Raw genomic sequence first — 21,704 nt, forward strand, 5'->3', positions numbered from 1 at the left:
GGCGTTTATCAGCCAGACTCCCTTTTTCTCGCGTAAAAGGACATAGTTATGCAAAAACTCTGGATCGGCGCCGCAGTGGCGCTCCTGCTCAGCGGCTGCGGCGCCAACAACACGCCGGCGCAGGTCGCCTCGCCCGGCGCGCCCACCTCGGCCAAAATGAAAGCGCTCGCCACCGGCGCCGACCTGCTGCAGTCGCGGCCGCCTATTGAGGCGATCAACACCTACCTTGACGGCTTTCACTTCTACAACGGTGACCAGAACGGCCAGATGGAGGCGCACCACTATGTGACGGTGCTGAACGATGACGTGATGCAGGCGGTGATTTACGACGGCAATACCAAAGACGCGCGGCTGATGGGCGTGGAGTACATTATCAGCGCGCGGCTCTATCAGACGCTGCCGCCGGAGGAGAAAAAGCTGTGGCACAGCCACGAATATGAGGTGAAGTCAGGCACCCTGATCGCGCCGGGCCTGCCGCAGGCGGCGGATCATGCGCTGATGGCGCGCATTGCCAACACTTACGGCAAAACCTGGCACACCTGGCACACCGATCGCGATAAAACGCTGCCGATCGGCATTCCGGCGCTGATGATGGGCTTTACCGCCGACGGTCAGCTCGATAACCGCCTGCTGGCCGATCGCGACAAGCGCTTTGATATCGACAGCCGCAAGGTGCGGGCGTCGCGCGCCGATATCGTCACGCAGCCGGTGCTGCCGGGCGCCAACGCCTGGCAGCGCGGCGAGGTGATCCAGCTTAAACGCGTCTCTGGCGGCGGCGAGCATGCGCACGGCCATACCCATTTTGGCCCGGCGGAGCAGCTCAGTAAGCCCTAATCCCAGCGCTGCGCGGCCTGATGGTCGCTGTCGCGGGCGTCGACCCAGCGATCGCCCTGTTCGGTGGCCTCGCGCTTCCAGAACGGGGCGCGGGTTTTCAGGTAGTCCATAATGAACTCCGCGGCGGCGAAGGCGCTGCCGCGGTGCGCGCTGGTGACGCCAACAAACACGATCTCATCGCCGGGAAACAGCTCGCCGATGCGGTGGATCACGCTGACGCGCTGGAGCGGCCAGCGGCTGCGCGCCTCGTCGACAATCTCCTGCAGCGCCTTTTCCGTCATGCCCGGATAGTGTTCGAGCGTCAGCGCGGCGACGCTGTCGCCAAGGTTGTGATTGCGCACTTTTCCGGTAAAGGTCACCACCGCGCCGTCGGCGTCGGAGGTAGAGAGCCAGGCGTACTCGTCGGCCATGCTGAACGGCGCTGCGCCGACGCGGATCTGCGTTGCCATCTCAGCCTCCCGTCACCGGCGGGAAAAAGGCCACTTCATCGCCCGCCTGCAGCGGATGCGACATCGGCACCAGCGTCTGGTTTACGGCGGCCAGCAGCTTGCCGGAATCGAGCGCCAGCGCCCAGCGGTCGCCTTTTTGCGCCAGCGCGTCGCGCAGCGTCGCCACGTCGGGGAAAGTCTCGGGCATCTGCAGCGCGCTGGTGCCTACCAGCTCGCGCACCTGGGCGAAAAACAGCACGTTAATCATGGGTCACCGCCTGGAAATCGCCGGACTTGCCGCCGCTTTTGCTCAGCAGACGCAGCTGGTCGATAACGATATCTTTCTGCACCGCTTTACACATGTCGTAGATGGTCAGGGCCGCCACCGAGGCGGCGGTCAGCGCCTCCATCTCGACGCCGGTTTTGCCGCTCAGGCGGCAGAGCGAGGTGATGCGCACGCGCTGATGTTCCGGCTCGGCGACCAGGTTGACTTCGACCTTGCTCAGCATCAGCGGATGGCAGAGCGGGATCAGCTCCCAGGTGCGCTTGGCAGCCTGAATGCCAGCGATGCGCGCGGTGGCGAAGACGTCGCCTTTGTGGTGGCTGCCGTCGACGATCATCTGCAGCGTGTCGGCGGCCATCAGCACCAGCGCTTCCGCGCGCGCCTCGCGCACCGTTTCCGCTTTGGCCGAGACGTCGACCATATGGGCTTCGCCCGCGGCGTTAATATGGGTCAGTTGCATGGCTTACAGCTTCTTTAAGTGTGAAACGAAATTACAGGGGCCGGTGCGGGCGTCGATCTGGTCGGCGATAATGCGCTCCCAGGCGCTCTCGCAGGCGCTGGTCGATCCCGGCACGGCGAAGATCAGCGTGCCGTTGGCGATGCCGGCGACGGCGCGCGACTGCAGCGTCGAGCCGCCGATATCCTCCCAGGAGAACATACGGAACAGCTCGCCGAAACCCTCTATTTTGCGATCGAACAGCGGCTCAATCGCCTCTGGCGTGATGTTCTTCGCGTTGAATCCCGTGCCGCCGTTGATCACCACCACCTGCACATCCAGGCTGGCGATCCAGCGCGACACGATGGCGCGAATGCGGTAGCGATCTTCACCGACAATGGCGTGATCCACCACCACATGACCGGCTTCGTGCGCTGCGGCGCGCAGGTAGTCGCCAGAGGTGTCGCTGCTGGCGTCGCGTCGGTCAGAGACGGTCAGCACCGCCAGGTTGACCGGAATAAATTCACCCGTAGATTTGCCCATTGTCTCGCTCCTGAGATTATCCGCCGATAAAGGAAAGGTTCTGCGTGATGCCGGTATTGCCCTGGTGCAGGAAGTGCGTCTGCTTCTTCTCACCCAGGCTGTGGGCGATGCGCGCCTGCAGCTCCGCCTGCTGATCGTCGGAAACCAGCAGATCGCGCAGCGACACGCCGCTGTCGCCGAACAGACAGAGATGCAGATTGCCGTGCGCCGAGACGCGCAGACGGTTGCAGCTGGCGCAGAAGTCGCGCGAATAGGGCATAATCAGGCCGATCTCGCCGACATAGTCAGGATGCCAGAATACCTGCGCCGGGCCGTCGCTGCGGCCGCGTTCGCGGCGCTGCCAGCCCTGCGCCACCAGCTGGTCGCGGATCACCGCGCCAGAAACGTGCTGATCGCGGAACAGCGCGCCGCCCTCGCCCGTCTCCATCAGCTCGATAAAACGCAGCTGGATCGGGCGGGTGCGGATCCACTCCAGGAAGGTATGCAGGCTGCGGCTGTTGAGGTCGCGCATCAGCACGCTGTTGACTTTGACCTGCTGGAAACCGGCGTCAAAGGCGGCGTCGATGCCCGCCATCACCTGATGGAATTTGTCCTGACCGGTGATGGCGTGGAACTGGCGCGCGTCGAGGCTGTCTACGCTGACGTTCAGCGCGGTCAGTCCGGCGTCGCGCCAGGCGGCGACGTCGCGCGCCAGCCGATAGCCGTTAGTGGTGACGGCGATCTGGCGAATGGCGCGGTTTTCCCGCACGGCGGCGATAATGTCGGTAAAATCGCGACGCAGCGACGGCTCGCCGCCGGTCAGACGCACCTTTTCGGTGCCGGCCGCGGCGAAGGCGCGCGTGACGCGTCGGATCTCATCGAGCGAGAGAAAGCTTTTGTTGCGCACGCCCTGCGGTTTATAGCCGTCGGGCAGGCAGTAGGTGCAGCGGAAGTTACAGACATCCGTCACCGAGAGACGCAGGTAGTAAAACCGACGTGCAAATGCATCAGTAAATTGTGACACCAGAACACCTTTTCCAAGTACGGGAGATGCAGGCATTTCTTTCTGCACCCTGGCAGCGCGTCGGCTGCGGCCTGAACCCCCTATCGTTTGACTTAGGCATTCAGGCTTTGAGTGTATGTCATCCACATGGACGACAGGGTTGGCAAATGGTAGCGCGATTTTTGCCGCTCTGCCATCCACTACGTGCGCTATATATATTGATACATAACGTATTTTCGCCGCATTTTCGCGGCAGTAGGGTTAAAATAGCCCGCTAAAAAAGCGCCGGTACGACGTGTCGGCTGCGGGCGTAAAGAGGAACTATGAACCGAACTTTGTCAGATCTCGATCGCGTGGTGGCGCTGGGCGGCGGACACGGCCTGGGACGCGTGATGTCCGCGCTGTCGCCGCTGGGTTCGCGCCTGACCGGCATCGTCACCACCACCGACAACGGCGGCTCTACCGGACGCATTCGTCGCTCAGAGGGCGGCATCGCCTGGGGCGATATGCGCAACTGTCTTAATCAGCTGATCACCGAGCCGAGCGTCGCCTCGGCGATGTTTGAGTATCGCTTCGCCGGCAACGGCGAACTCGCCGGGCATAACCTGGGCAACCTGATGCTGAAGGCGCTGGATCACCTGAGCGTGCGCCCGCTGGAAGCGATAAACATCATCCGCAACCTGCTCAAGGTCGACGCCTTTTTGATCCCGATGTCGGAGCAGCCGGTGGACCTGGTGGCGTTAGACAGCGAAGGCAATATGGTTTACGGCGAAACCGCCATCGACGCCATGCAGCAGCCGCCGCAGGAGCTGATGCTGCACCCCAACGTCGCGCCAACGCGCGAAGCGCTGGAGGCGATCGCCGAAGCGGATCTGATCCTTATCGGCCCCGGCAGCTTCTACACCAGCCTGATGCCGAGCCTGCTGATGGAAGAGATGGCGCGCGCGCTGCGCCGCACCCCTGCCACCATGGTGTTTATCGGCAATCTGGGGCGCGAGCTGAGTCCAGCCGCCGCCAGCCTGACGGTGGCGGATAAGCTGGCGATGATGGAGAAATATATCGGCAAGCGGGTGGTTGACGCGGTGGTGGTCAGCCCCTCCGCCGACACGGCTGGCATGGAAGATCGCCTGATCGTGCGCGAACCGCTGGAGGCCGCCGATATCCCCTATCGTCACGACCGCCAGCTGCTGCGCGTGGCGCTGGAGCACGCCATCCAGCGCTTTAGCTAAGCCGCTAGGAGGCGGCGATAAAGAGTTCGCGCAGCTGATGCAGCTTGTCGCGCACGTTCGCCGCCTCTTCGAACTCCAGGTTTTGCGCGTGCTGCTGCATCTCTGTCTCCAGCTCGTGGATCTTCTTCTGCAGCGCCTGCGGCGTCAGTGCCAGATAGCTGGCGTCCGCCTCGGCGGCGCTGCGGCTGCTGGCTTTGGCCTTGCCGCGCGTCTTGATAACGTTCTGACCCAGCTCGAGGATATCGGTGATCTTCTTGTTGAGCCCCTGCGGCACAATGCCCCTTTCCTCGTTGTACTTCTGCTGCTTCTCGCGACGACGCTCGGTCTCTTCGATGGCGCGCGCCATCGAGTTGGTGATCTTGTCGGCGTAGAGGATCGCCTTGCCGTTGACGTTACGCGCGGCGCGGCCGATGGTCTGGATCAGCGAGCGTTCAGAACGCAGGAAGCCCTCTTTGTCCGCGTCGAGGATCGCCACCAGCGACACTTCCGGCATATCTAACCCTTCGCGCAGCAGGTTGATCCCCACCAGCACGTCAAACTCGCCGAGACGCAGATCGCGAATGATCTCCATACGCTCGACGGTATCGATATCAGAGTGGAGATAGCGCACCTTCTCGCCGTGCTCTTCGAGATATTCGGTGAGATCTTCCGCCATGCGCTTGGTGAGCGTCGTGACCAGCACGCGCTCGTTGATGGCGACGCGCTTGCGGATCTCCGACAGCAGATCGTCCACCTGGGTCGCCACCGGACGCACCTCCAGCAGCGGATCGAGCAGGCCGGTCGGGCGCACCACCTGATCGATCACCTCGCCGCCCGATTTCTCCAGCTCGTAGTTGCCTGGCGTCGCCGAAACGTAGATGGTCTGCGGCGCCAGCGCCTCGAACTCTTCGAATTTCATCGGACGGTTGTCGAGGGCCGAAGGCAGGCGAAAGCCATACTCCACCAGCGTCTCTTTGCGCGCGCGGTCGCCTTTATACATACCGCCGATCTGCGGAATGGTGACGTGCGATTCATCGACGATCAGCAGCCCGTCGGCGGGCAGGTAGTCGAACAGCGTCGGCGGCGGCTGGCCCGGCCCGCGCCCGGAGAGGTAGCGCGAGTAGTTTTCGATGCCTGAGCAGTAGCCCAGCTCGTTCATCATCTCCAGATCGAACTGGGTGCGCTGCGTCAGGCGCTGCTCTTCCAGCAGCTTATTGTTCTCCAGCAGCACGCGACGGCGATCCGCCAGCTCGACTTTGATATCTTCCATCGCCTGCAGAATACGTTCGCGCGGCGTCACGTAGTGGGTTTTCGGATAGATGGTAAAGCGCGGCACGGTAGAGAGGATTTGCCCGGTCAGCGGGTCGAACAGCGACAGCCGCTCGACCTCTTCGTCGAACAGCTCGACGCGCAGCGCGGTATCTTCCGACTCCGCCGGGAAAATATCGATCACTTCGCCGCGCACGCGGAAGGTGCCGCGCTGAAACGCCTGATCGTTGCGCGCATACTGCAGCTCCGCCAGACGGCGCAGAATGCTGCGCTGGTCGATAATCATGCCGCGCGTCAGGTGCAGCATCATTTTCAGATAGAGATCGGGGTCGCCCAGGCCGTAGATAGCAGAGACCGACGCCACCACGATAACGTCGCGGCGCTCCAGCAGCGCTTTGGTGGCCGACAGACGCATCTGCTCGATATGTTCGTTTACCGAGGCGTCTTTTTCGATAAAGGTGTCGGAGCTGGGCACATAGGCTTCCGGCTGATAGTAGTCGTAATAGGAGACGAAGAACTCCACCGCATTATCGGGGAAGAACTCTTTCATCTCACCATAGAGCTGCGCCGCCAGGGTTTTGTTGGGCGCCAGCACCATCGCCGGCCGGTTGAGATCGGCGATCACGTTGGCGACGGTAAAGGTCTTGCCGGAGCCGGTCACGCCGAGCAGCGTCTGATGGGCAAGACCATCCTCCAGCCCCTCTTTGAGGCGACGAATCGCCTCTGGCTGGTCGCCGGAGGGCTGGAAGGCGGAATTTAGTTTAAAGACTTTACTCATGACTTGCGGTTCCTGCTGAAGAATGCGGCGGGTAGCCGAGTCATTTTACTCTGCCGTGGCGATTTTGCCAGAAAATAATACTGGATAAACCACCAGTAAGCGGGCAAAGTGAGGTGCGCAGGCCGCGCCGCGCTTAAGCCGGTGTAACCAGGAGAAAAGGTTTTTGCCGTTGCGCAAGGTTATCCCCAGCCGGAGCGGATTTATAACATTTGTCAAGAGAGCGTCATTAAATTTCAGTCAGGTTACGCAGCGGATAATTCTCAGGCTTGTTTTTTAATAACTCGTTGTTTTTAAAAAAATTATGTCAAAAGCCCAGTTTCTCAGCATTATGTAACCAGGCCGCGTATTTCCTCGCTTGCGCTCTGTTTTCACGGTCTAATGCACAAGGTTATCCACAGGAATAGTGGATAACTAAGCACAGCCCTTTGCCCATCGGCTGTGCATAATTTTTTGTTGTTAAGCCACACGCGTGAAAAAAAATTTTTTCCGCTTAAATTCCTGCCAGAAACGGCGACCTCCGCTATGCTTTTTCAGCCTGCCGCCTGCTTTTTGCTCAGCCGCCTCCGCCTGCAAGAGAGGACATAATTCAACAGGCTGCCCGTTTGTTGCTCTAATGCACCAGAAACGTTAAGTCATTAGCACCGTGAAAGTGCAGCGCCCTGATTAACCCTGGCAATTGTTAAGCACCATTTACCAATAACCGGTAAATCGTGCCTGCCCGCGCCGGTTTAAGTGAAAGGCGATTCTGGCCCGCTAATTGCAGGGTATTTCCGCGAGAAAATGTCGGGGCGAGCGCGCCGCCGTGGAAGACTTGTTTGCCATACGTCAAAGCGCGGAAGCATTCAGGCGAAATCTGGAAAGAGGAGAGTCAGATGCTGAGTTTACGTTCGGTGAATCAGTTTTACGGGCAGAACCATATCCTGTGGGATGTGGATCTCGACCTGCCGCCCGGCACCTGTACCGGCGTGCTGGGTCGCCCAGGCATGGGCAAAACCACGCTGGTGAACTGTATTATGGGCCGTCTGCCGATCAACAGCGGCTCGATGACCTGGCAGGAAGATGGCTCGCCGCCGCGCGATCTGCTGCTGCAGCCCGCCGAACAGCGCGCGCGCATGGGCATCGGCTATGTGCCGCAGGGGCGGCATATTTTTTCGCAGATGAGCGTAGAGGATAACCTGCTGATCGCCCTGCTGGCGGGCAGCGGCCAGGGGGACAAATCGCACGTTATCCCTGAGATGGTGTTTGACCTGTTCCCCGCGCTCTATTCGCTGCGGCAGCAGCGCAGCGGCGAGCTGCCGGTCGACCAGCAGCAGCAGCTGGCGCTGGCGCGCGCGCTGGTGCTGCGTCCCAGGCTGCTGATCCTCGACGAGCCAACCGACGGCATGTCGCCCTGGCTGGAAGAGGAGATGGGCAACCTGATCCGCCGCCTCAATCTCGATTACGGCCTCACCATTCTGCTGCTGGAGCAGCGCGTGTCGCTGATCCGCCGCGTCGCCGACTATTTTCTGCTGCTGCACCGCGGCCGCAACGTGGCGCAGGGGCGCGTGGCGCAGCTCGACGACGTCACCGTCGACAAGTGGCTGACGGTGAGCTGAGAGTCAAACCGGCAGCGTCAGGAAGCGGCCGCACGCTGCCTGCGCCGCCGCATCCGGCAGCCAGGGGATCTCGCCGAGAAACGGCGCGGGAATACGCTGTTTTAGCGTCGCCATATAGGCCTGATGGCGCTTGCCCGGCGGCTCGATATCGTTGGCGATCCAGCCCGCCAGCCGCAGGCCGCGCGCCAGCACTGCGTCGGCGGTGAGCATCGCGTGGTTGATACAGCCTAGCTTAACGCCGACTACCAGGATCACCGGCAGCTGCTCCTGCGTCACCCAGTCGGCGAAGGTTTGCGTCTCCGACAGCGGCGTATACCAGCCGCCTGCGCCCTCTACCAGCACCCATTCCGCCTCTGCCTCCAGCGCGCGCAGCCCCTGCGACAGCGCCTCGAACGCTATCGGCCTGCCCTCTTCCGCGCTGACGATATGCGGCGAGGTCGGTTCGATAAACGCCAGCGGGTTCACCTGCTCATAGCGCAGCGCCACGCTGCTGTAGCGCTGCAGCGCCAGCGCGTCGCTGTTGCGCACCCCCTCCGGCGTCTCTTCACTGCCGGAGGCGACCGGCTTATAGCCCGCGGTGCGATAGCCCGCCGCGTTTGCCGCCTGCAGCAGCGCGCCGCTCGCCACGGTTTTGCCGACCTCGGTGTCGGTGCCGGTAATAAACCATTTCATCGTTGTGTGACTCCAAAAAGCAGTTGATAGGTCAGGCGGTAGCCCTGCGCGTCGTACGGCCACAGCGCCTCAAGCTGCGCCAGCCGCCGCCGCGTCAAGGGCGCGCCGTCCCGTCCCTGGTGCAGATGGGTGGCGCCGATCCCTTTTAGCGAGCGCATCGCGCTCAGGGCGCTGGGAAAATGCATCACCTGGGTCTGCGGAATAAACCGTAAATTCAGCCCGGCGCCCGCCGCGCGCACCTGCGCCTCGGTTAAAAAGCGGTTGGCGTGCTCGCCGCCGCCCAGCGGCCGCCAGGCGTCGTGCACCTCCTGCAGCGAACCGGCCAGCAAGGTCGAAAAAAGCATCACGCCGTCGGGACGCAGCACGCGGGCAAACTGCTGCAGCGCGGTGCGCAGATCGCTGCTCCACTGCACCGCCAGGTTGCTCCACACCCGATCGACGCTCCCGCTCGCCAGCGGCAGCGCGTCAATATCGCCCGCCAGATAGAGGCTGGCCGCGTCGAGGCGGCGCGCCTGTTGCAGCATCTGCGGCGAGAGGTCGAGCGCCACCACGCGCTGCCCGCGCTCGCGCCACAGGCGGCTGTACCAGCCGGTGCCGCAGCCCGCGTCCAGCAGATTGCCGCGCGTTGTGGGCGGCGCCAGCGCCAGCAGCGCGTCGCCGCAGCGGCGCTGCAGCTCGGCGTGCTGTTCGTAGTGGCCCGCCGCGCGGCCAAAGGCGCGCGCCACCGCGGCTTTATTCACCGGTAGCGTCATGCAGCGCCTCCAGCAGTGCGTCGATATCGTCCGGCCGGTGCGCGGCGGTCAGGGTGATGCGCAGCCGCGCGGTGCCGGGCGGCACGGTAGGCGGACGGATGGCGCTGACCCAGCAGCCCGCCTGCGCCAGCCGCTGCGACAGCGCCAGCGCGGCGTGATTATCGCCGACGATCAGCGGCTGGATCGCGCTGGCAGAGGGCATCAGCGACCAGGGCAGGCCCGCCGCGCCGGCGCGAAAGCGCTGAATATTGTCCTGGAGCCGCTGACGCAGCGCGTCGCCGCGCTGTATTTCGCCCAGCGCCGCCAGCAGCGCGCTCGCCTGCGCGGGCGGCATCGCCGTGGAGTAGATAAGATGACGGGAAAACTGCAGAAAATAGTCGGCGGTGGCGTCGTCGCACAGCAGCGCCGCGCCGCTAACGCCGAAGGCTTTACCGAAGGTCACCACCAGCAGATCGGGCCTGACATCCTGCTGCCAGCAGCTGCCGCGCCCCTGCTTGCCCACTACGCCGATGCCGTGAGCGTCATCCACCAGCAGCCAGCCGTCGGCGCGCTTGGTGGCCGCGGCGATCGCCGCCAGCGGCGCGCTGTCGCCATCCATGCTGAAGATGCCCTCGGTGATCACCAGCGTTTCGCCGTCACACGGCGACGCCAGCCGCTGCGTCAGGCTGTCGACGTCGTTATGGTGAAAGCGACGCAGCTCGGCGGGCGTATGGCTCGCCGCGTCCAGCAGCGAGGCGTGCGCCAGCCGGTCGGCGAGCAGGCGATCCTGTTTCTGCGCCAGCAGATGCACCACCGCCTGGTTGGCGGCAAAGCCGGAGATAAACAGCAGCGCGCGCGAATAGCCGAGCCAGTCGCCGAGCTGCGATTCCAGCTCGGCGTGGCAGCGGCTGTAGCCGGTGACGTGGCCCGACGCGCCGGCGCCGGGCGCGCCCTGACGCCAGCCGGCGATCACCGCCGGATGCTGGCTCAGGCCGAGGTAGTCGTTGCTGGAGAAGTGACGGTAGCGCTTTCCCTCCACCTCCAGCGTGCGGGTGTCGTTGTGCGTGACGAGGCGGCGCTGACGCCAGCCAGCAGCGGCGCGGCGCGCTTCCAGCGCCTGCGCCATTCGGGCCGGGAAGCTCATTACAGCGCCGCGTTGTAGAACTGTTCGCTGTCGGCGTGTAGCAGCTGCTCGCTTAGCTGCTGCTGCTGCTCGTTGTCGCCGTGCGCGGTGTGGCTATGCTCCGGGTTAAGGCCCAGCTTGCGGAACAGCAGCAGGTCCTTATCTTCTTCCGGGTTCGGCGTGGTCAGCAGCTTGCAGCCGTAGAAAATGGAGTTGGCGCCCGCCATAAAGCACATCGCCTGGGTCTGCTCGCTCATCTGCTCGCGGCCCGCCGACAGGCGCACGTGCGAGGTCGGCATCATGATGCGCGCCACGGCGATGGTGCGGATAAAATCGAACGGCTCGACGTCGTCGTTGTCCGCCAGCGGCGTGCCTTTCACCTTCACCAGCATGTTGATCGGCACGCTCTCCGGCGGGGTCGGCAGGTTCGCCAGCTGCACCAGCAGCCCGGCGCGGTCGCTGACGGTTTCGCCCAGCCCGACGATGCCGCCCGAGCAGACTTTGATCCCTGCGCCGCGCACTTTGCCGAGCGTATCCAGCCGCTCCTGGTAAGATCGCGTGGTGATAATGCTGCCGTAAAACTCCGGCGAGGTGTCGAGGTTATGGTTGTAAAAATCGAGTCCCGCGCCCGCCAGACGCTGCGCCTGGTTGTCGCTGAGGGTGCCGAGCGTCATGCAGGTTTCCATCCCCAGCGCCTTCACGCCCTGCACCATCTGCTCAAGATAGGGCATATCGCGATCGTGGGGGTTTTTCCACGCTGCGCCCATGCAGAAACGGCTGGAACCCGCCGCTTTCGCCTTGCGCGCCGACGCCAGCACCTCCTGCACCTCCATCAGCCGCTCTGACTCCAGCCCGGTTTTATAGCGCGCGCTCTGCGGACAGTATTTACAATCCTCCGGGCAGGCGCCGGTTTTGATCGACAGCAGGGTGCTGACCTGAACCTGACGCGGGTCGAAATGCTGGCGGTGAACCTGCTGCGCCTCAAACATCAACTCGAGAAAAGGTTTATCAAACAGCGCCTGCGCCTGCGCCAGCGTCCAGTGTTGTGCCATTGCTTACTCCAAAAAAAGGGGTTCATCCCGACGGTTAACATGGTTATACTTGTAAACTAAATCTTTTTATTTTGGTTTACAACTACCATGTTTACCCTTCAGGACGCCGAATTTGATCGCCAGCATATCTGGCACCCCTACACCTCAATGCGCGATCCGCTGCCCTGCTATCCCGTGGTCGCCGCGCAGGGGATCCATCTGCAGCTGGCCGACGGCCGCGAGCTGGTGGACGGCATGTCCTCCTGGTGGGCGGCGATCCACGGCTACAACCACCCGCGTCTCAACCAGGCGCTGCAGGAACAAATGGCGCAGATGTCGCATGTGATGTTCGGCGGCATTACGCATCCGGCGGCGGTCGCGCTCTGCCGCCAGCTGGTGGCGATGACCCCCGCCGCGCTGGAGTGCGTGTTTCTCGCCGATTCCGGTTCGGTGGCGGTGGAAGTGGCGATGAAGATGGCGATGCAGTACTGGCTGGGGCGCGGCGAAACGCGTCAGCAGTTCCTGACGCTGCAGCGCGGCTATCACGGCGACACCTTTGCCGCGATGTCGGTGTGCGATCCCGACAATTCGATGCACAGCCTGTGGCGCGGTTATCTGCCGGAACATCACTTCGCCGCCGCGCCGCAGTGCGGCTTTGACGATCCCTGGGACGAGCGCGACGCGGATGATTTTGTGCGCCTGATAGCGTTGCATCACCCCAGGCTGGCGGCGGTGATCCTCGAGCCGATCGTGCAGGGCGCGGGCGGGATGCGTTTCTATCACCCGCGTTACCTGCAGCGGGTGCGCGAATGCTGCGACCGCTACGGCGTGCTGCTGATCGCCGACGAGATCGCCACCGGCTTCGGCCGCAGCGGCAAACTTTTCGCCTGCGAGCATGCCGAGGTGACGCCCGATATTCTCTGCGTCGGCAAGGCGCTGACCGGCGGCATGATGACGCTGGCGGCGACTCTCGCCACGCGCCACGTCGCCGACGCCATCAGCAACAGCCCGGCGGGCTGCTTTATGCACGGCCCGACCTTTATGGGCAACCCGCTGGCGTGCGCCGTCGCGGCGGAGAGCCTCGCGCTGCTCAACGAAGGGCGCTGGCCGCAGCAGGTGGCGCAGATAGAACAGCAGCTGCGCGACGAGCTTCTGCCGCTGCGCGCCGCGCCGCAGGTGGCGGACGTGCGCGTGCTGGGAGCGATTGGTGTGGTTGAAACGCATCGTCCCGTCAATATGGCTGCGCTGCAGCGCTTTTTCGTCGAGCGCGGCGTCTGGATCCGTCCCTTTGGCCGTCTGATCTACCTGATGCCGCCCTATATTGTCACGCAGGAGGCGCTGCGCCAGCTGACCCAGGCGATCGCCGAGGCGCTGAGCATTGAGGCGCATTTTGCCTGACAAGCGCTAACGGCTGGAACCGCCTGCGTTTTTCGCTAAGATGAAAGGCGTTGATACGGAAGGTTTAGACAACCGAGGAGAGAAGATGCGCGTTTTCAGCAATGACTTTAAAGACGGCGACAAGATGCCGGAGCGTCAGGTGTTTAACGGGATGGGCTATCAGGGCGACAATATCTCCCCGCATCTGGCGTGGGATGAGGCGCCGGAAGGCACCAAAAGCTTCGTGGTGACCTGTTACGATCCTGACGCGCCGACCGGCTCCGGCTGGTGGCACTGGGTGGTGGTAAATATTCCCCCCAGCACAACGCTGCTGGAGCAAGGCGCCGGCTCGGGTCTGGCGCAGCTGCCGCCGGGCGCGCTGCAGACGCGCACCGATTTCGGCAAAGCGGGCTACGGCGGCGCGGCACCACCGCAGGGCGAAAGCCATCGCTATATTTTTACCGTGCATGCGCTGGATGTAGAGGCGATTGAGGTGGACGCCGAGGCGAGCGGCGCGATGGTCGGCTTTAACGTGCATTTTCATGCGCTGGCGAGCGCCAGCATCACGGTGAACTATTCGTAACGGTGCGTAAAAGCGGCGCGCGAAAGGCGGCGCCGCTACGCCAGCGATTAATGGCGGATCTGCGCCAGCTCCGCCTCGCTCAGGCCCGTGGCTTCCTGTACCGCATCTGTGGGCATGCCCATCTTCAGCAGGCGTCCAGCGACTTCGAGTTTGCCCTCGTTGCGCCCTTCCTGACGGCCAAGCTGGATGCCTTTTTCAATCCCTTCCTGTTTAAGCTGTTCTGCAATGGTCATCAATTCGTCCCCCTGTTGCGGCATCCGCTGTGCCAGTTCGCGAACAAAAGCTTTGGCGTCCGAGGTTTCCCCCGCCTGAAGAATATAGTGTACCAGCGATACAAAAGAGCCAGACTCCAGCTTTAGCGTACTGAGATCGCAGACGGCGCGCAGTTCAGGCGGAAGGTGGATTAGCATAAAATCGCGGGCGATTTCCGGATGGGTGAGAAACTGCCGGAACGCAGCATCGTGCGGGGTGGGCGTGCGGTTTTTTTTCTTCATGCTAAAGGCGTGCGGGGCCGCCGCCCCGCATCGTTTTAATCCAGCTGATGGATCACCACCCACATCGGGCCCTGGCCCACCGCGTAGCGCGCCAGCGGCGTTAGCAGGCCCTGCGGCTCGCTGATGCGATAGAGTTCGATATGGTGCGATTTCTGCCCCGCCGCCACCAGATAGCGGCCGCTATGGTCGATATTGAAGCCGCGCGGCTGGGTTTCCGTCGGCTGATAGCCTTCGATGGTGAGCAGGCCGCCATCTTCGCTGACGCTGAAGACCGTAATCGTGCTGCTGGTGCGATCGCAGGCATAAAGGAAGCGGCCGTCAGGCGTCAGATGAATATCCGCTGCCCAGCGGGTTTCGTTAAAGTCCGGCGGCATCATATCCAGCGACTGCACGCGCGCTACCTCGCCGTGCGCGTTATTCAGCGCCCAGACGTCAACGGTACTGTCCAGCTCGTTGACGCAGTAGGCGTAGCTGCCGTTGGGATGAAACGCCATATGGCGCGGGCCTGCGCCCTCGACCGTGGTTACCTGCGCCTGCGGGCGCGGCGTCAGGGTGCCGTCGGCGCTCAGGGCGTAGAGGCAAATGCGATCCTGCTTCAGCGCCGGCACGAACAGCGTCTGGTTGGCGTTATCGATATTGGCAGAGTGGCAGCCGTCCAGCTCGCGGATCACCTGGGTCGGCGCCTGCGGCAGGCCATCTTCGCCAATCGGGCTGACGCTGACGCAGGCGTCGTTATAGGAGCCGCAGAACAGAAAGCGGCCGGCGCGATCGGTGGAAATATGGGTCGGGCTGCCCGGCAGCGGCGCGTCGCCCGCTTCGCTCAGGGTGCCGTCGGCGGCAATGCGGAACGCCAGCACGCGGAAGTTCGGGCGCACGCCGACGTAGAGAAAATCTTTCTTCGGGCTGACTACCATCGGCTGAACCTGGCCGGAGATGTCCGTCACCTGCAACAGCGAAAGTGCGCCCTCTTCATCTAACCGCCACGCGTGGATCTGCTGGCTCTCGGGACTGGCGGTATAAACGACTTGTTTCATGCATTCTCCTTGTTCGCAGCCTGTCTGTAGTGTCTCTGTGGCTCACTGTAGCCTGTTTTGCCACGGTGCGCCGGAATCATTTGTGCCCTGCTTTTTGTCTCAGCACCGCGCCCGGGTGTAGACTCGATGCCTCGTTAATCCCTTCAGACGGAATAAGTCATGAGCTATCGCGTAATCGCCCTCGACCTCGACGGCACACTGCTGACGCCCGCTAAAACCATCCTGCCGCAGTCGATCGAGGCGCTGAAACGCGCGCGGCAGGCGGGCGTTAAGGTGGCTATCGTCACCGGGCGTCACCACTGCGCCATCCACCCTTTTTATCAGGCGCTGGAACTCGATACACCCGCAATCTGCTGTAACGGCACCTATTTGTATGATTATCAGGCGAAAAAGGTGCTGGCGGCCGATCCGCTGGACAAGGATCAGGCGCTGCGCGTGATTGAGATGCTGGATGACCAGCACATTCACGGTTTGCTCTACGTGGACGACGCGATGCTCTATCAGACCCCGACCGGCCACGTCACGCGCACGCTGAAATGGGCGGAGTCGCTGCCGCCGCATCAGCGTCCACGGTTTGTGCAGGTGCCGAACCTGGCGCAGGCGGCGCGCGACGCGCACGCCATCTGGAAGTTTGCGCTCTCTCATGAAAACACCGATGAACTGCAGCGGTTCGCCACGCAGGTGGAAGCGGAGCTGGGGCTGGCGTGCGAATGGTCGTGGCACGATCAGGTGGATATCGCGCAGTCCGGCAACAGCAAAGGCAAGCGGCTGGCGGAGTGGGTCGCCTCGCTCGGCCTCAGCATGCAGGATGTGATCGCCTTCGGCGACAACTATAACGATCTCAGCATGCTGGAAGCCGTCGGGCTGGGCGTGGCGATGGGCAACGCCGACGAGGCGATCAAGGCGCGCGCCAGCCGGGTGATCGGCACCAATCTGGAGCCGGGCATCGCCGAGGTGATTGAGCAGCTGCTGCTGTAGTCAGGCGCTCACCGACACGCTTTTAATCTGGGCATAGAGCCACTGATCCGGCCGAATGCCCAGCTCATCCCGCGCCCAGGGCGAAATGCGCGCCCAGAGTTCGCTGACGCCGATGCGCAGACGCACCTCGATCTGATCGCCCACCTCCAGCAGCTCCACCACCTGCGCCGGCAAGATATTGCGTATCGAGCTGTGCTGCGGCGGCTGCAGCGCCAGCGAGACGTCGGCCGAGGCGATGCGGATGCGCAGCGCGGTTTTCACCGGATAGTTAACCCGGCTTACCCAGATATGCTGGTCGCCCAGCGACAGCGCGCTCATCGGGTAGTCGGGATGATGCTCCAGCACCTGCACGCGCAGCACGCTGGTCAGCTCGTTCACCGGCAGCCAGGGGCGCATCGCGCTGCTGCTCCAGACCTTCTCTAGCGGGCCAAACGCCTTTACGCCGCCGCGATCGAGCACCAGCACGTTCTCCGCCAGCTGCAGGATCTCATCCAGGCTGTGCGTGACGTAGAGCAGCGGGATCTCCACCTGCTTCGCCAGCTTCTGCAGATAGGGCATCAGCTCACGCTTGCGCGGCAGATCGAGCGAGGCGAGCGGCTCGTCCATCAGCAGAATATCGGGGGCGCTCAGCAGCGCGCGACCGATGGCGACACGCTGCTTTTCGCCGCCTGACAGCGACAGCGGAAAGCGATCCAGCAGCGTTTCCAGCCCGAGCAGCGCCACCAGCGCGTCGAACTGCGCTTTCATTGTGGGCGCCATGCCGTACTGCAGGTTGCCGCGCACCCGATAGTGCGGAAACAGCCGCGCGTCCTGAAACACATAGCCAACGCGGCGTTTTTCCGGCGGCAGCATCACGCCCTTTTCCACGTCGAGCAGCAGGCGATTGTTGAGCGAAATGGTGCCGCGCTGCGGCTGCGTCAGTCCGCTGATGGCGTTGATCAGCGAGGTTTTGCCGGCGCCAGAGACGCCGAACACCGCAGTAATGCCCTTCGCCGGGATCTGCGCGTCGATATCGAGCTGGTGATCGCCCAGCCGCTGGGAGAAGTTGAGTTTTAGCATCAGGCACCCATCCTTTTGCGGCCCCAGCGCGCCAGCCATTCGGACATCAGCAGCGAGATCAACGCCAGCGCGATGGCGATAGCGCAGAGCCGCGCCGCCGCGCCCTCGGCGCCTGGCGTTTCAATCAGGGTAAACATCGCCAGCGGCAGCGTGCGCGTCTCGTCCGGGATGTTGGAAACAAAGGTAATGGTGGCGCCGAACTCGCCCAGCGAGCGGGCAAAGGCCAGCACGGTGCCGACGATCACCCCAGGCAGCGTCAGGGGCAGCGTGATGGTGAAAAAAACGCGCCAGCGCCCGGCGCCGAGCGTGCGCGCCGCCTGCTCCAGCCGCGGATCGACCGCTTCCAGCGCCAGCCGAATGGCGCGCACCATCAGCGGAAAGGCGATCACCGCTGAGGCGAGCGCCGCGCCGCGCCAGCTAAAGGCGAAGCTAAAGCCGAACCAGTCGTAAAGAACCTGGCCAATCACGCCGCGTCGCCCCAGACCGATCAGCAGCAGATAGCCCACCACCACCGGCGGCAGCACCAGCGGCAGATGGATCAGGCTGTCGAGCAGCGATTTGCCTGGAAACCGGCAGCGCACCAGGATCCAGGCCATCAGAACGCCAAACGGCAGGCTAAACAGTACCGCGATGCTGGAGACTTTCAGGCTAAGCAGAACCGCCTGCCATTCGGGATCGCTGAGTATCATGCTTTCGGGGAGAATCCGTACTGTTTAAACACCGCGGCCGCTTCCGGCCCTTTCAGATAGTCATAAAACGCCTTCACCGCGGCGCGGTTATGTTCTTTGACTATCGCCATCGGGTACTCCACCGGCTTATGGCTGTCGGCCGGGAAGGTGCCGACCACCTGCACCTTTGCGCTGGCGACCGCATCTGAGCCGTAGACGATGCCGTACGGGGTTTCATTGCGCTCCACCAGCGCCAGCGCGGCGCGGACATTATTGGCGCGCGCCAGCGACGGCGAAACCGTCTCCCAGGCGCCGAGCTTCTGCAGCGCTTCCTGGGCGTAGATGCCGGCTGGCACATGGTCAGGATCGCCCACCGCCAGCCGCTCGCCTTTCAGCAGGCTTTTCCAGTCGGTCTGTTGATTCAGCGTCACCGGTTTCGCGCTGTCGCTACGCGGCGCTACCAGCACCAGCTCGTTGCCGAGCAGCGTGACGCGCGTGGCGTCATCCATGCTCTTTTTCGCCACCGCATCGTCCATCCACTGCTGATCCGCAGAGATAAAGAGATCGGCGGGCGCGCCCTGCTCAATCTGGCGCGCCAGCGTCGAGGAAGAGGCGAACGACGACACCACCTCGACGTCGGTGTGCTTTTTATACTGCGCTGCAATCTCCTGCAGCGCGTTGGTCAGCGACGCGGCGGCGAAGACGGTGACTTTTTCTGCGGCCACGGCCTGTCCGGCCAGCGTGACGCTCAGCGCGGCGGCAATGCCCCAGCGGGTGGATAGTAATGACATGGTTTTTCTCCTGCTTTCGTTGTATAGGCGATGATACAACGCGATTCCGGGGAGCGTGACAAAATTATCGGCAGAAAGAGAGGAAGGTTGAGCAGAAGCAAATAAAAACGCCCGCTCAGGCGGGCGTCGTAAAATCAGCGGGTGGAGCGTGAAGCGTGCTCGCGGCGGCCGAATTTCGAGATGACGTTGAACACCTCGCCCAGACCGTAAATCAGGCCCAGCATAATCGCCATCACCACCGGCACCATAATCACCGCCACAGCAAGGCTTTTTAACAGTTCCAGCATGGAAGTCTCACTCAGCAAAGCAAAAAAGTGATTGTAACGTCTGAGGAAAAAAACGCACTGCCCTTTTCGTGCTTTTACTTTTTACGCCCGGCACCGCTATGATCGCTATATTTCCCCGTTCTGGAGCACCGCTATGCAGGCTGAACTTTCCCTCTCTATCCGGCTGCAGCAAAAGCTGTTCGCCGATCCGCGCCGCATGGCGCTACTGAAGCGCATTCGCGAAACCGGCTCTATCAGCCAGGGCGCAAAGCTGGCGGGCATCAGCTACAAAAGCGCCTGGGACGCCATTAACGAGATGAACCAGCTGGCGGATGAAACGCTGGTCGAGCGCGCCACCGGTGGCAAAGGCGGCGGCGGCGCGCAGCTGACGCGCTACGGCGAGCGGCTTATTCAGCTGTTTCATCTGCTGGAGCAAATCCAGCAAAAAGCGTTTGACGCGCTGCAAAACGACTCGGTGCCGCTCGACAGCCTGCTGGCGACCATCGCCCGCGTCTCGCTGCAGACCAGCGCGCGCAACCAGCTGTTCGGCACCGTGGTGGCCCATGACGACCAGCATGTGGTGCAGCATCTGCAGCTGCGGCTGGCCGACGGCGCCAACCAGATCAACGTCGCGCTGACGCAGCGCAGCGTCGAGCGCCTGCAGCTGGAGCCAGGTAAAGAGGTGCTGGTGTTGATCAAAGCGCCGTGGATCCAGGTGAGCCGCGAAGCGTCGCAGTCTGATAATCAGCTGCGCGCGCAGATCGGCCAGATTGAGCTTGGCGAGCAGATGAGCGAAGTGCTGATGACGCTGCCGAGCGGCGAAACCCTCTGCGCCACCCTGCTCAATCAGCAGGTCGCGCAGCTCAATCTGCAGCCCGGCGACAGCGTGACGGCCAGCTTCAATGCCGAACACGCGATTATCGCCACGCTGCTCTAAGGGGCACGCCATGATTTGACTTCGCTGACGGCTCTGGTTACAACTCAGTAACTCGATGCGTAAAGTGGGACAAATCATGGCATTATTGCAAATTTCGCAAGGCACGTTTCGCCTTAGCGACACCCGTTTACTCCACCTGAACGATTTAAGGCTGACGGGTGGCCAGAGCTGGGCCTTCGTCGGTGCCAACGGCAGCGGCAAATCGTCGCTGGCGCGCGCGCTGGCGGGCGAGCTGGCGCCGGAACACGGGGCGTTCGAGAGCCGTTTCGCCCGTCCGACGCGCCTGTCGCTGGAGCAGCTGCAAAAGCTGGTCGCCGACGAATGGGAGCGCAACAACACCGATCTGCTGAGCGAAGGCGAAACCGATACCGGCCGCACCGCGCGAGAGATCATTCAGGATGAGATAAAGGATGAGGCGCGCGCGCAGGCGCTGGCGGAGCGGTTCGCCATCGGCTACCTGCTGGAGCGACGCTTTAAATACCTCTCTACCGGCGAGACGCGCAAGGTGCTGCTCTGCCAGGCGCTGATGAAACAGCCCGATCTGCTGATCCTCGACGAACCCTTCGACGGCCTCGACGTCGCCTCGCGCGCCAGCCTGACCGAGACGCTGGCGAGCCTGCAGCAGCCCGGCTTTGCGCTGGTGCTGGTGCTCAATCGCTTTGACGACATCCCCGCTTTTATTCAGCAGGTCGGCGTGCTGGCCGAGTGCACCCTGACCCACGTCGGCGCGCGCGAGGCGATTCTGGCGGAGGCGCTGGTGGCGCAGCTGGCGCACAGCGAGCAGCTGGAGGGCATGGCGCTGCCGGAACCGGACGTTCCCGGTCAGCTGCCGCCGCTGGCGGAAGAGACGCCGCGCGTCAGCCTGCGCAACGGTGTGGTCTCCTATAACGACAAGGCGATCATCGACGGGCTGAGCTGGCAGGTCAACGCGGGCGAGCACTGGCAGATCGTCGGACCGAACGGCGCGGGCAAGTCAACCCTGCTGAGCCTGGTGACCGGCGATCATCCTCAGGGCTACAGCAACGATCTCACGCTGTTCGGCATCCGGCGCGGCAGCGGCGAAACTATCTGGGACATCAAACAGCATATTGGCTACGTCAGCAGCAGCCTGCACCTTGACTATCGCGTCAGCGTCAACGTGCGCACCGTGATCCTCTCCGGCTTTTTCGACTCTATCGGCCTCTATCAGGCGGTGTCGGAGCGGCAGAAGGCGCTGGCGCGGCAGTGGCTGGCGCTGCTCGGCATGGATAACGCGCTGGCCGACGCGCCCTTCCATAGCCTCTCCTGGGGCCAGCAGCGGCTGGTGCTGATTGCTCGCGCGCTGGTGAAACATCCCGCGCTGCTGATCCTCGACGAACCGCTGCAGGGGCTGGATCCCATCAACCGCCAGCTGGTGCGTCGCTTCGTCGATATCCTGATTGGCGAAGGCCGCACCCAGCTGCTGTTCGTGTCGCACCATGCGGAAGACGCCCCGCAGTGCATCACCCATCGGTTGAGCTTTGTGCCGACCGCAGAAGGCTACCGCTATCAGCAGGATCGCCTGCGTTAACCTCTGAGACGCCGCCTGGCGGCGTCCTCTCTTCCCTCGCCGCGCGCCAGATGTA

24 protein-coding genes and 1 riboswitch are annotated in these 21,704 nt (G+C 62.9%); of the genes, 8 read left to right on the forward strand and 16 right to left on the reverse strand.

Going from position 1 to position 21,704, the window contains the following annotated elements; translation table 11 throughout:
* Positions 1-48: 48 nt before the first annotated feature.
* Positions 49-834, forward strand: a complete 786-nt coding sequence (locus tag MC269_RS12730; RefSeq protein WP_239952630.1) for an OBAP family protein — start codon at positions 49-51, stop codon at positions 832-834.
* Here the strand turns inward: MC269_RS12730 and moaE are convergent.
* The 5 genes from moaE to moaA all read right to left on the reverse strand — a co-directional run bounded on the left by moaE (position 831) and on the right by moaA (position 3,527).
* Positions 831-1,283, reverse strand: a complete 453-nt coding sequence (gene moaE, locus MC269_RS12735) for a molybdopterin synthase catalytic subunit MoaE (RefSeq protein ID WP_239952631.1) — start codon at positions 1,281-1,283, stop codon at positions 831-833. The genes MC269_RS12730 and moaE overlap by 4 nt on opposite strands.
* Before the next feature lies 1 nt (position 1,284).
* Positions 1,285-1,530 (reverse strand): molybdopterin synthase sulfur carrier subunit, encoded by a 246-nt coding sequence (gene moaD / locus MC269_RS12740; protein ID WP_239952632.1) that lies wholly within the window; start codon positions 1,528-1,530, stop codon positions 1,285-1,287.
* Positions 1,523-2,005 carry a cyclic pyranopterin monophosphate synthase MoaC gene (gene moaC / locus MC269_RS12745; RefSeq protein WP_081136177.1) on the reverse strand — a complete coding sequence of 161 codons (483 nt, stop codon included), beginning with the start codon at positions 2,003-2,005 and terminating at the stop codon, positions 1,523-1,525. The genes moaD and moaC overlap by 8 nt, the downstream gene beginning before the upstream one ends.
* Positions 2,006-2,008: 3 nt before the next feature.
* Complete coding sequence (gene moaB / locus MC269_RS12750) at positions 2,009-2,524, reverse strand: molybdenum cofactor biosynthesis protein B (protein ID WP_081136180.1); 516 nt, start codon at positions 2,522-2,524, stop codon at positions 2,009-2,011.
* A 16-nt stretch (positions 2,525-2,540) separates the two neighbouring features.
* On the reverse strand, positions 2,541-3,527 hold the full coding sequence (gene moaA / locus MC269_RS12755) for a GTP 3',8-cyclase MoaA (RefSeq protein WP_081136183.1): 987 nt from the start codon (positions 3,525-3,527) through the stop codon (positions 2,541-2,543).
* Positions 3,517-3,653: riboswitch (molybdenum cofactor riboswitch) on the reverse strand. Its footprint overlaps the gene before it by 11 nt.
* 176 nt (positions 3,654-3,829) lie before the next feature.
* Here moaA and yvcK point away from each other — a divergent pair.
* A complete protein-coding gene (gene yvcK, locus MC269_RS12760; protein WP_239952633.1) occupies positions 3,830-4,735 on the forward strand; it encodes a uridine diphosphate-N-acetylglucosamine-binding protein YvcK in 906 nt (301 codons plus the stop codon).
* 4 nt (positions 4,736-4,739) lie between these two features.
* Here the strand turns inward: yvcK and uvrB are convergent, their stop codons facing one another.
* Entirely contained in the window at positions 4,740-6,761 is a 2,022-nt protein-coding gene (uvrB, locus tag MC269_RS12765) for an excinuclease ABC subunit UvrB (RefSeq protein WP_239952634.1), read from the reverse strand.
* An 872-nt stretch (positions 6,762-7,633) separates the two neighbouring features.
* Between uvrB and MC269_RS12770 the strand changes: the two genes are divergently transcribed.
* Complete coding sequence (locus MC269_RS12770; RefSeq protein WP_239952635.1) at positions 7,634-8,356, forward strand: ABC transporter ATP-binding protein; 723 nt, start codon at positions 7,634-7,636, stop codon at positions 8,354-8,356.
* 3 nt (positions 8,357-8,359) lie between these two features.
* Here the strand turns inward: MC269_RS12770 and bioD are convergent, their stop codons facing one another.
* From bioD to bioB, 4 genes are read right to left on the reverse strand one after another with little or no spacing between them, the layout of a single operon-like run.
* The gene (bioD, locus tag MC269_RS12775; RefSeq protein WP_239952636.1) at positions 8,360-9,028 is read right to left on the reverse strand and encodes a dethiobiotin synthase; all 669 of its coding nucleotides are present in this window, start codon (positions 9,026-9,028) and stop codon (positions 8,360-8,362) included.
* On the reverse strand, positions 9,025-9,780 hold the full coding sequence (gene bioC, locus MC269_RS12780; protein WP_239952637.1) for a malonyl-ACP O-methyltransferase BioC: 756 nt from the start codon (positions 9,778-9,780) through the stop codon (positions 9,025-9,027). Before bioC ends, bioD begins: the two co-directional genes overlap by 4 nt.
* Positions 9,761-10,903 carry an 8-amino-7-oxononanoate synthase gene (gene bioF, locus MC269_RS12785; protein ID WP_239952638.1) on the reverse strand — a complete coding sequence of 381 codons (1,143 nt, stop codon included), beginning with the start codon at positions 10,901-10,903 and terminating at the stop codon, positions 9,761-9,763. Before bioF ends, bioC begins: the two co-directional genes overlap by 20 nt.
* Complete coding sequence (bioB, locus tag MC269_RS12790; RefSeq protein WP_081136201.1) at positions 10,903-11,934, reverse strand: biotin synthase BioB; 1,032 nt, start codon at positions 11,932-11,934, stop codon at positions 10,903-10,905. The genes bioF and bioB overlap by 1 nt, the downstream gene beginning before the upstream one ends.
* An 87-nt stretch (positions 11,935-12,021) precedes the next feature.
* Here bioB and bioA point away from each other — a divergent pair, with 87 nt between their 5' ends.
* Both bioA and MC269_RS12800 read left to right on the forward strand, forming a co-directional pair.
* On the forward strand, positions 12,022-13,311 hold the full coding sequence (gene bioA, locus MC269_RS12795) for an adenosylmethionine--8-amino-7-oxononanoate transaminase (protein ID WP_239952639.1): 1,290 nt from the start codon (positions 12,022-12,024) through the stop codon (positions 13,309-13,311).
* 85 nt (positions 13,312-13,396) lie between these two features.
* On the forward strand, positions 13,397-13,873 hold the full coding sequence (locus MC269_RS12800; protein ID WP_239952640.1) for a kinase inhibitor: 477 nt from the start codon (positions 13,397-13,399) through the stop codon (positions 13,871-13,873).
* A 47-nt stretch (positions 13,874-13,920) separates the two neighbouring features.
* Here MC269_RS12800 and MC269_RS12805 read toward each other — a convergent pair whose 3' ends face one another.
* Both MC269_RS12805 and pgl read right to left on the reverse strand, forming a co-directional pair.
* A complete protein-coding gene (locus MC269_RS12805) occupies positions 13,921-14,367 on the reverse strand; it encodes an Rpn family recombination-promoting nuclease/putative transposase (RefSeq protein WP_239952641.1) in 447 nt (148 codons plus the stop codon).
* 35 nt (positions 14,368-14,402) lie between these two features.
* On the reverse strand, positions 14,403-15,401 hold the full coding sequence (pgl, locus tag MC269_RS12810; protein WP_239952642.1) for a 6-phosphogluconolactonase: 999 nt from the start codon (positions 15,399-15,401) through the stop codon (positions 14,403-14,405).
* Between the two features lie 159 nt (positions 15,402-15,560).
* On the opposite strand from pgl, the gene MC269_RS12815 reads away from it, so the two are divergent.
* A complete protein-coding gene (locus tag MC269_RS12815) occupies positions 15,561-16,379 on the forward strand; it encodes a pyridoxal phosphatase (protein ID WP_239952643.1) in 819 nt (272 codons plus the stop codon).
* Here MC269_RS12815 and modC read toward each other — a convergent pair whose 3' ends face one another.
* From modC to MC269_RS12835, 4 genes are all read right to left on the reverse strand, one after another.
* Positions 16,380-17,438, reverse strand: coding sequence for a molybdenum ABC transporter ATP-binding protein ModC (modC, locus tag MC269_RS12820; protein ID WP_239952644.1), 1,059 nt, complete (start codon positions 17,436-17,438; stop codon positions 16,380-16,382). It lies immediately after the preceding gene.
* Positions 17,438-18,127: a molybdate ABC transporter permease subunit gene (modB, locus tag MC269_RS12825; protein WP_239952645.1), complete on the reverse strand. Its 690-nt coding sequence runs from the start codon at positions 18,125-18,127 to the stop codon at positions 17,438-17,440. The genes modC and modB overlap by 1 nt, the downstream gene beginning before the upstream one ends.
* Positions 18,124-18,897 carry a molybdate ABC transporter substrate-binding protein gene (modA, locus tag MC269_RS12830; RefSeq protein ID WP_239952646.1) on the reverse strand — a complete coding sequence of 258 codons (774 nt, stop codon included), beginning with the start codon at positions 18,895-18,897 and terminating at the stop codon, positions 18,124-18,126. The genes modB and modA overlap by 4 nt, the downstream gene beginning before the upstream one ends.
* Before the next feature lie 134 nt (positions 18,898-19,031).
* Positions 19,032-19,184, reverse strand: a complete 153-nt coding sequence (locus MC269_RS12835) for an AcrZ family multidrug efflux pump-associated protein (protein WP_033751635.1) — start codon at positions 19,182-19,184, stop codon at positions 19,032-19,034.
* A gap of 133 nt (positions 19,185-19,317) precedes the next feature.
* Between MC269_RS12835 and modE the strand changes: the two genes are divergently transcribed.
* Complete coding sequence (gene modE / locus MC269_RS12840) at positions 19,318-20,100, forward strand: molybdenum-dependent transcriptional regulator (RefSeq protein WP_239952647.1); 783 nt, start codon at positions 19,318-19,320, stop codon at positions 20,098-20,100.
* Positions 20,101-20,176: 76 nt separating this feature from the next.
* Positions 20,177-21,649 (forward strand): molybdate ABC transporter ATP-binding protein ModF, encoded by a 1,473-nt coding sequence (gene modF, locus MC269_RS12845; protein WP_239952648.1) that lies wholly within the window; start codon positions 20,177-20,179, stop codon positions 21,647-21,649.
* The last annotated feature ends 55 nt before the right edge of the window (positions 21,650-21,704 follow it).

This window comes from Pantoea sp. Z09 (assembly GCF_022394795.1).
Taxonomy (GTDB): domain Bacteria; phylum Pseudomonadota; class Gammaproteobacteria; order Enterobacterales; family Enterobacteriaceae; genus Pantoea; species Pantoea latae.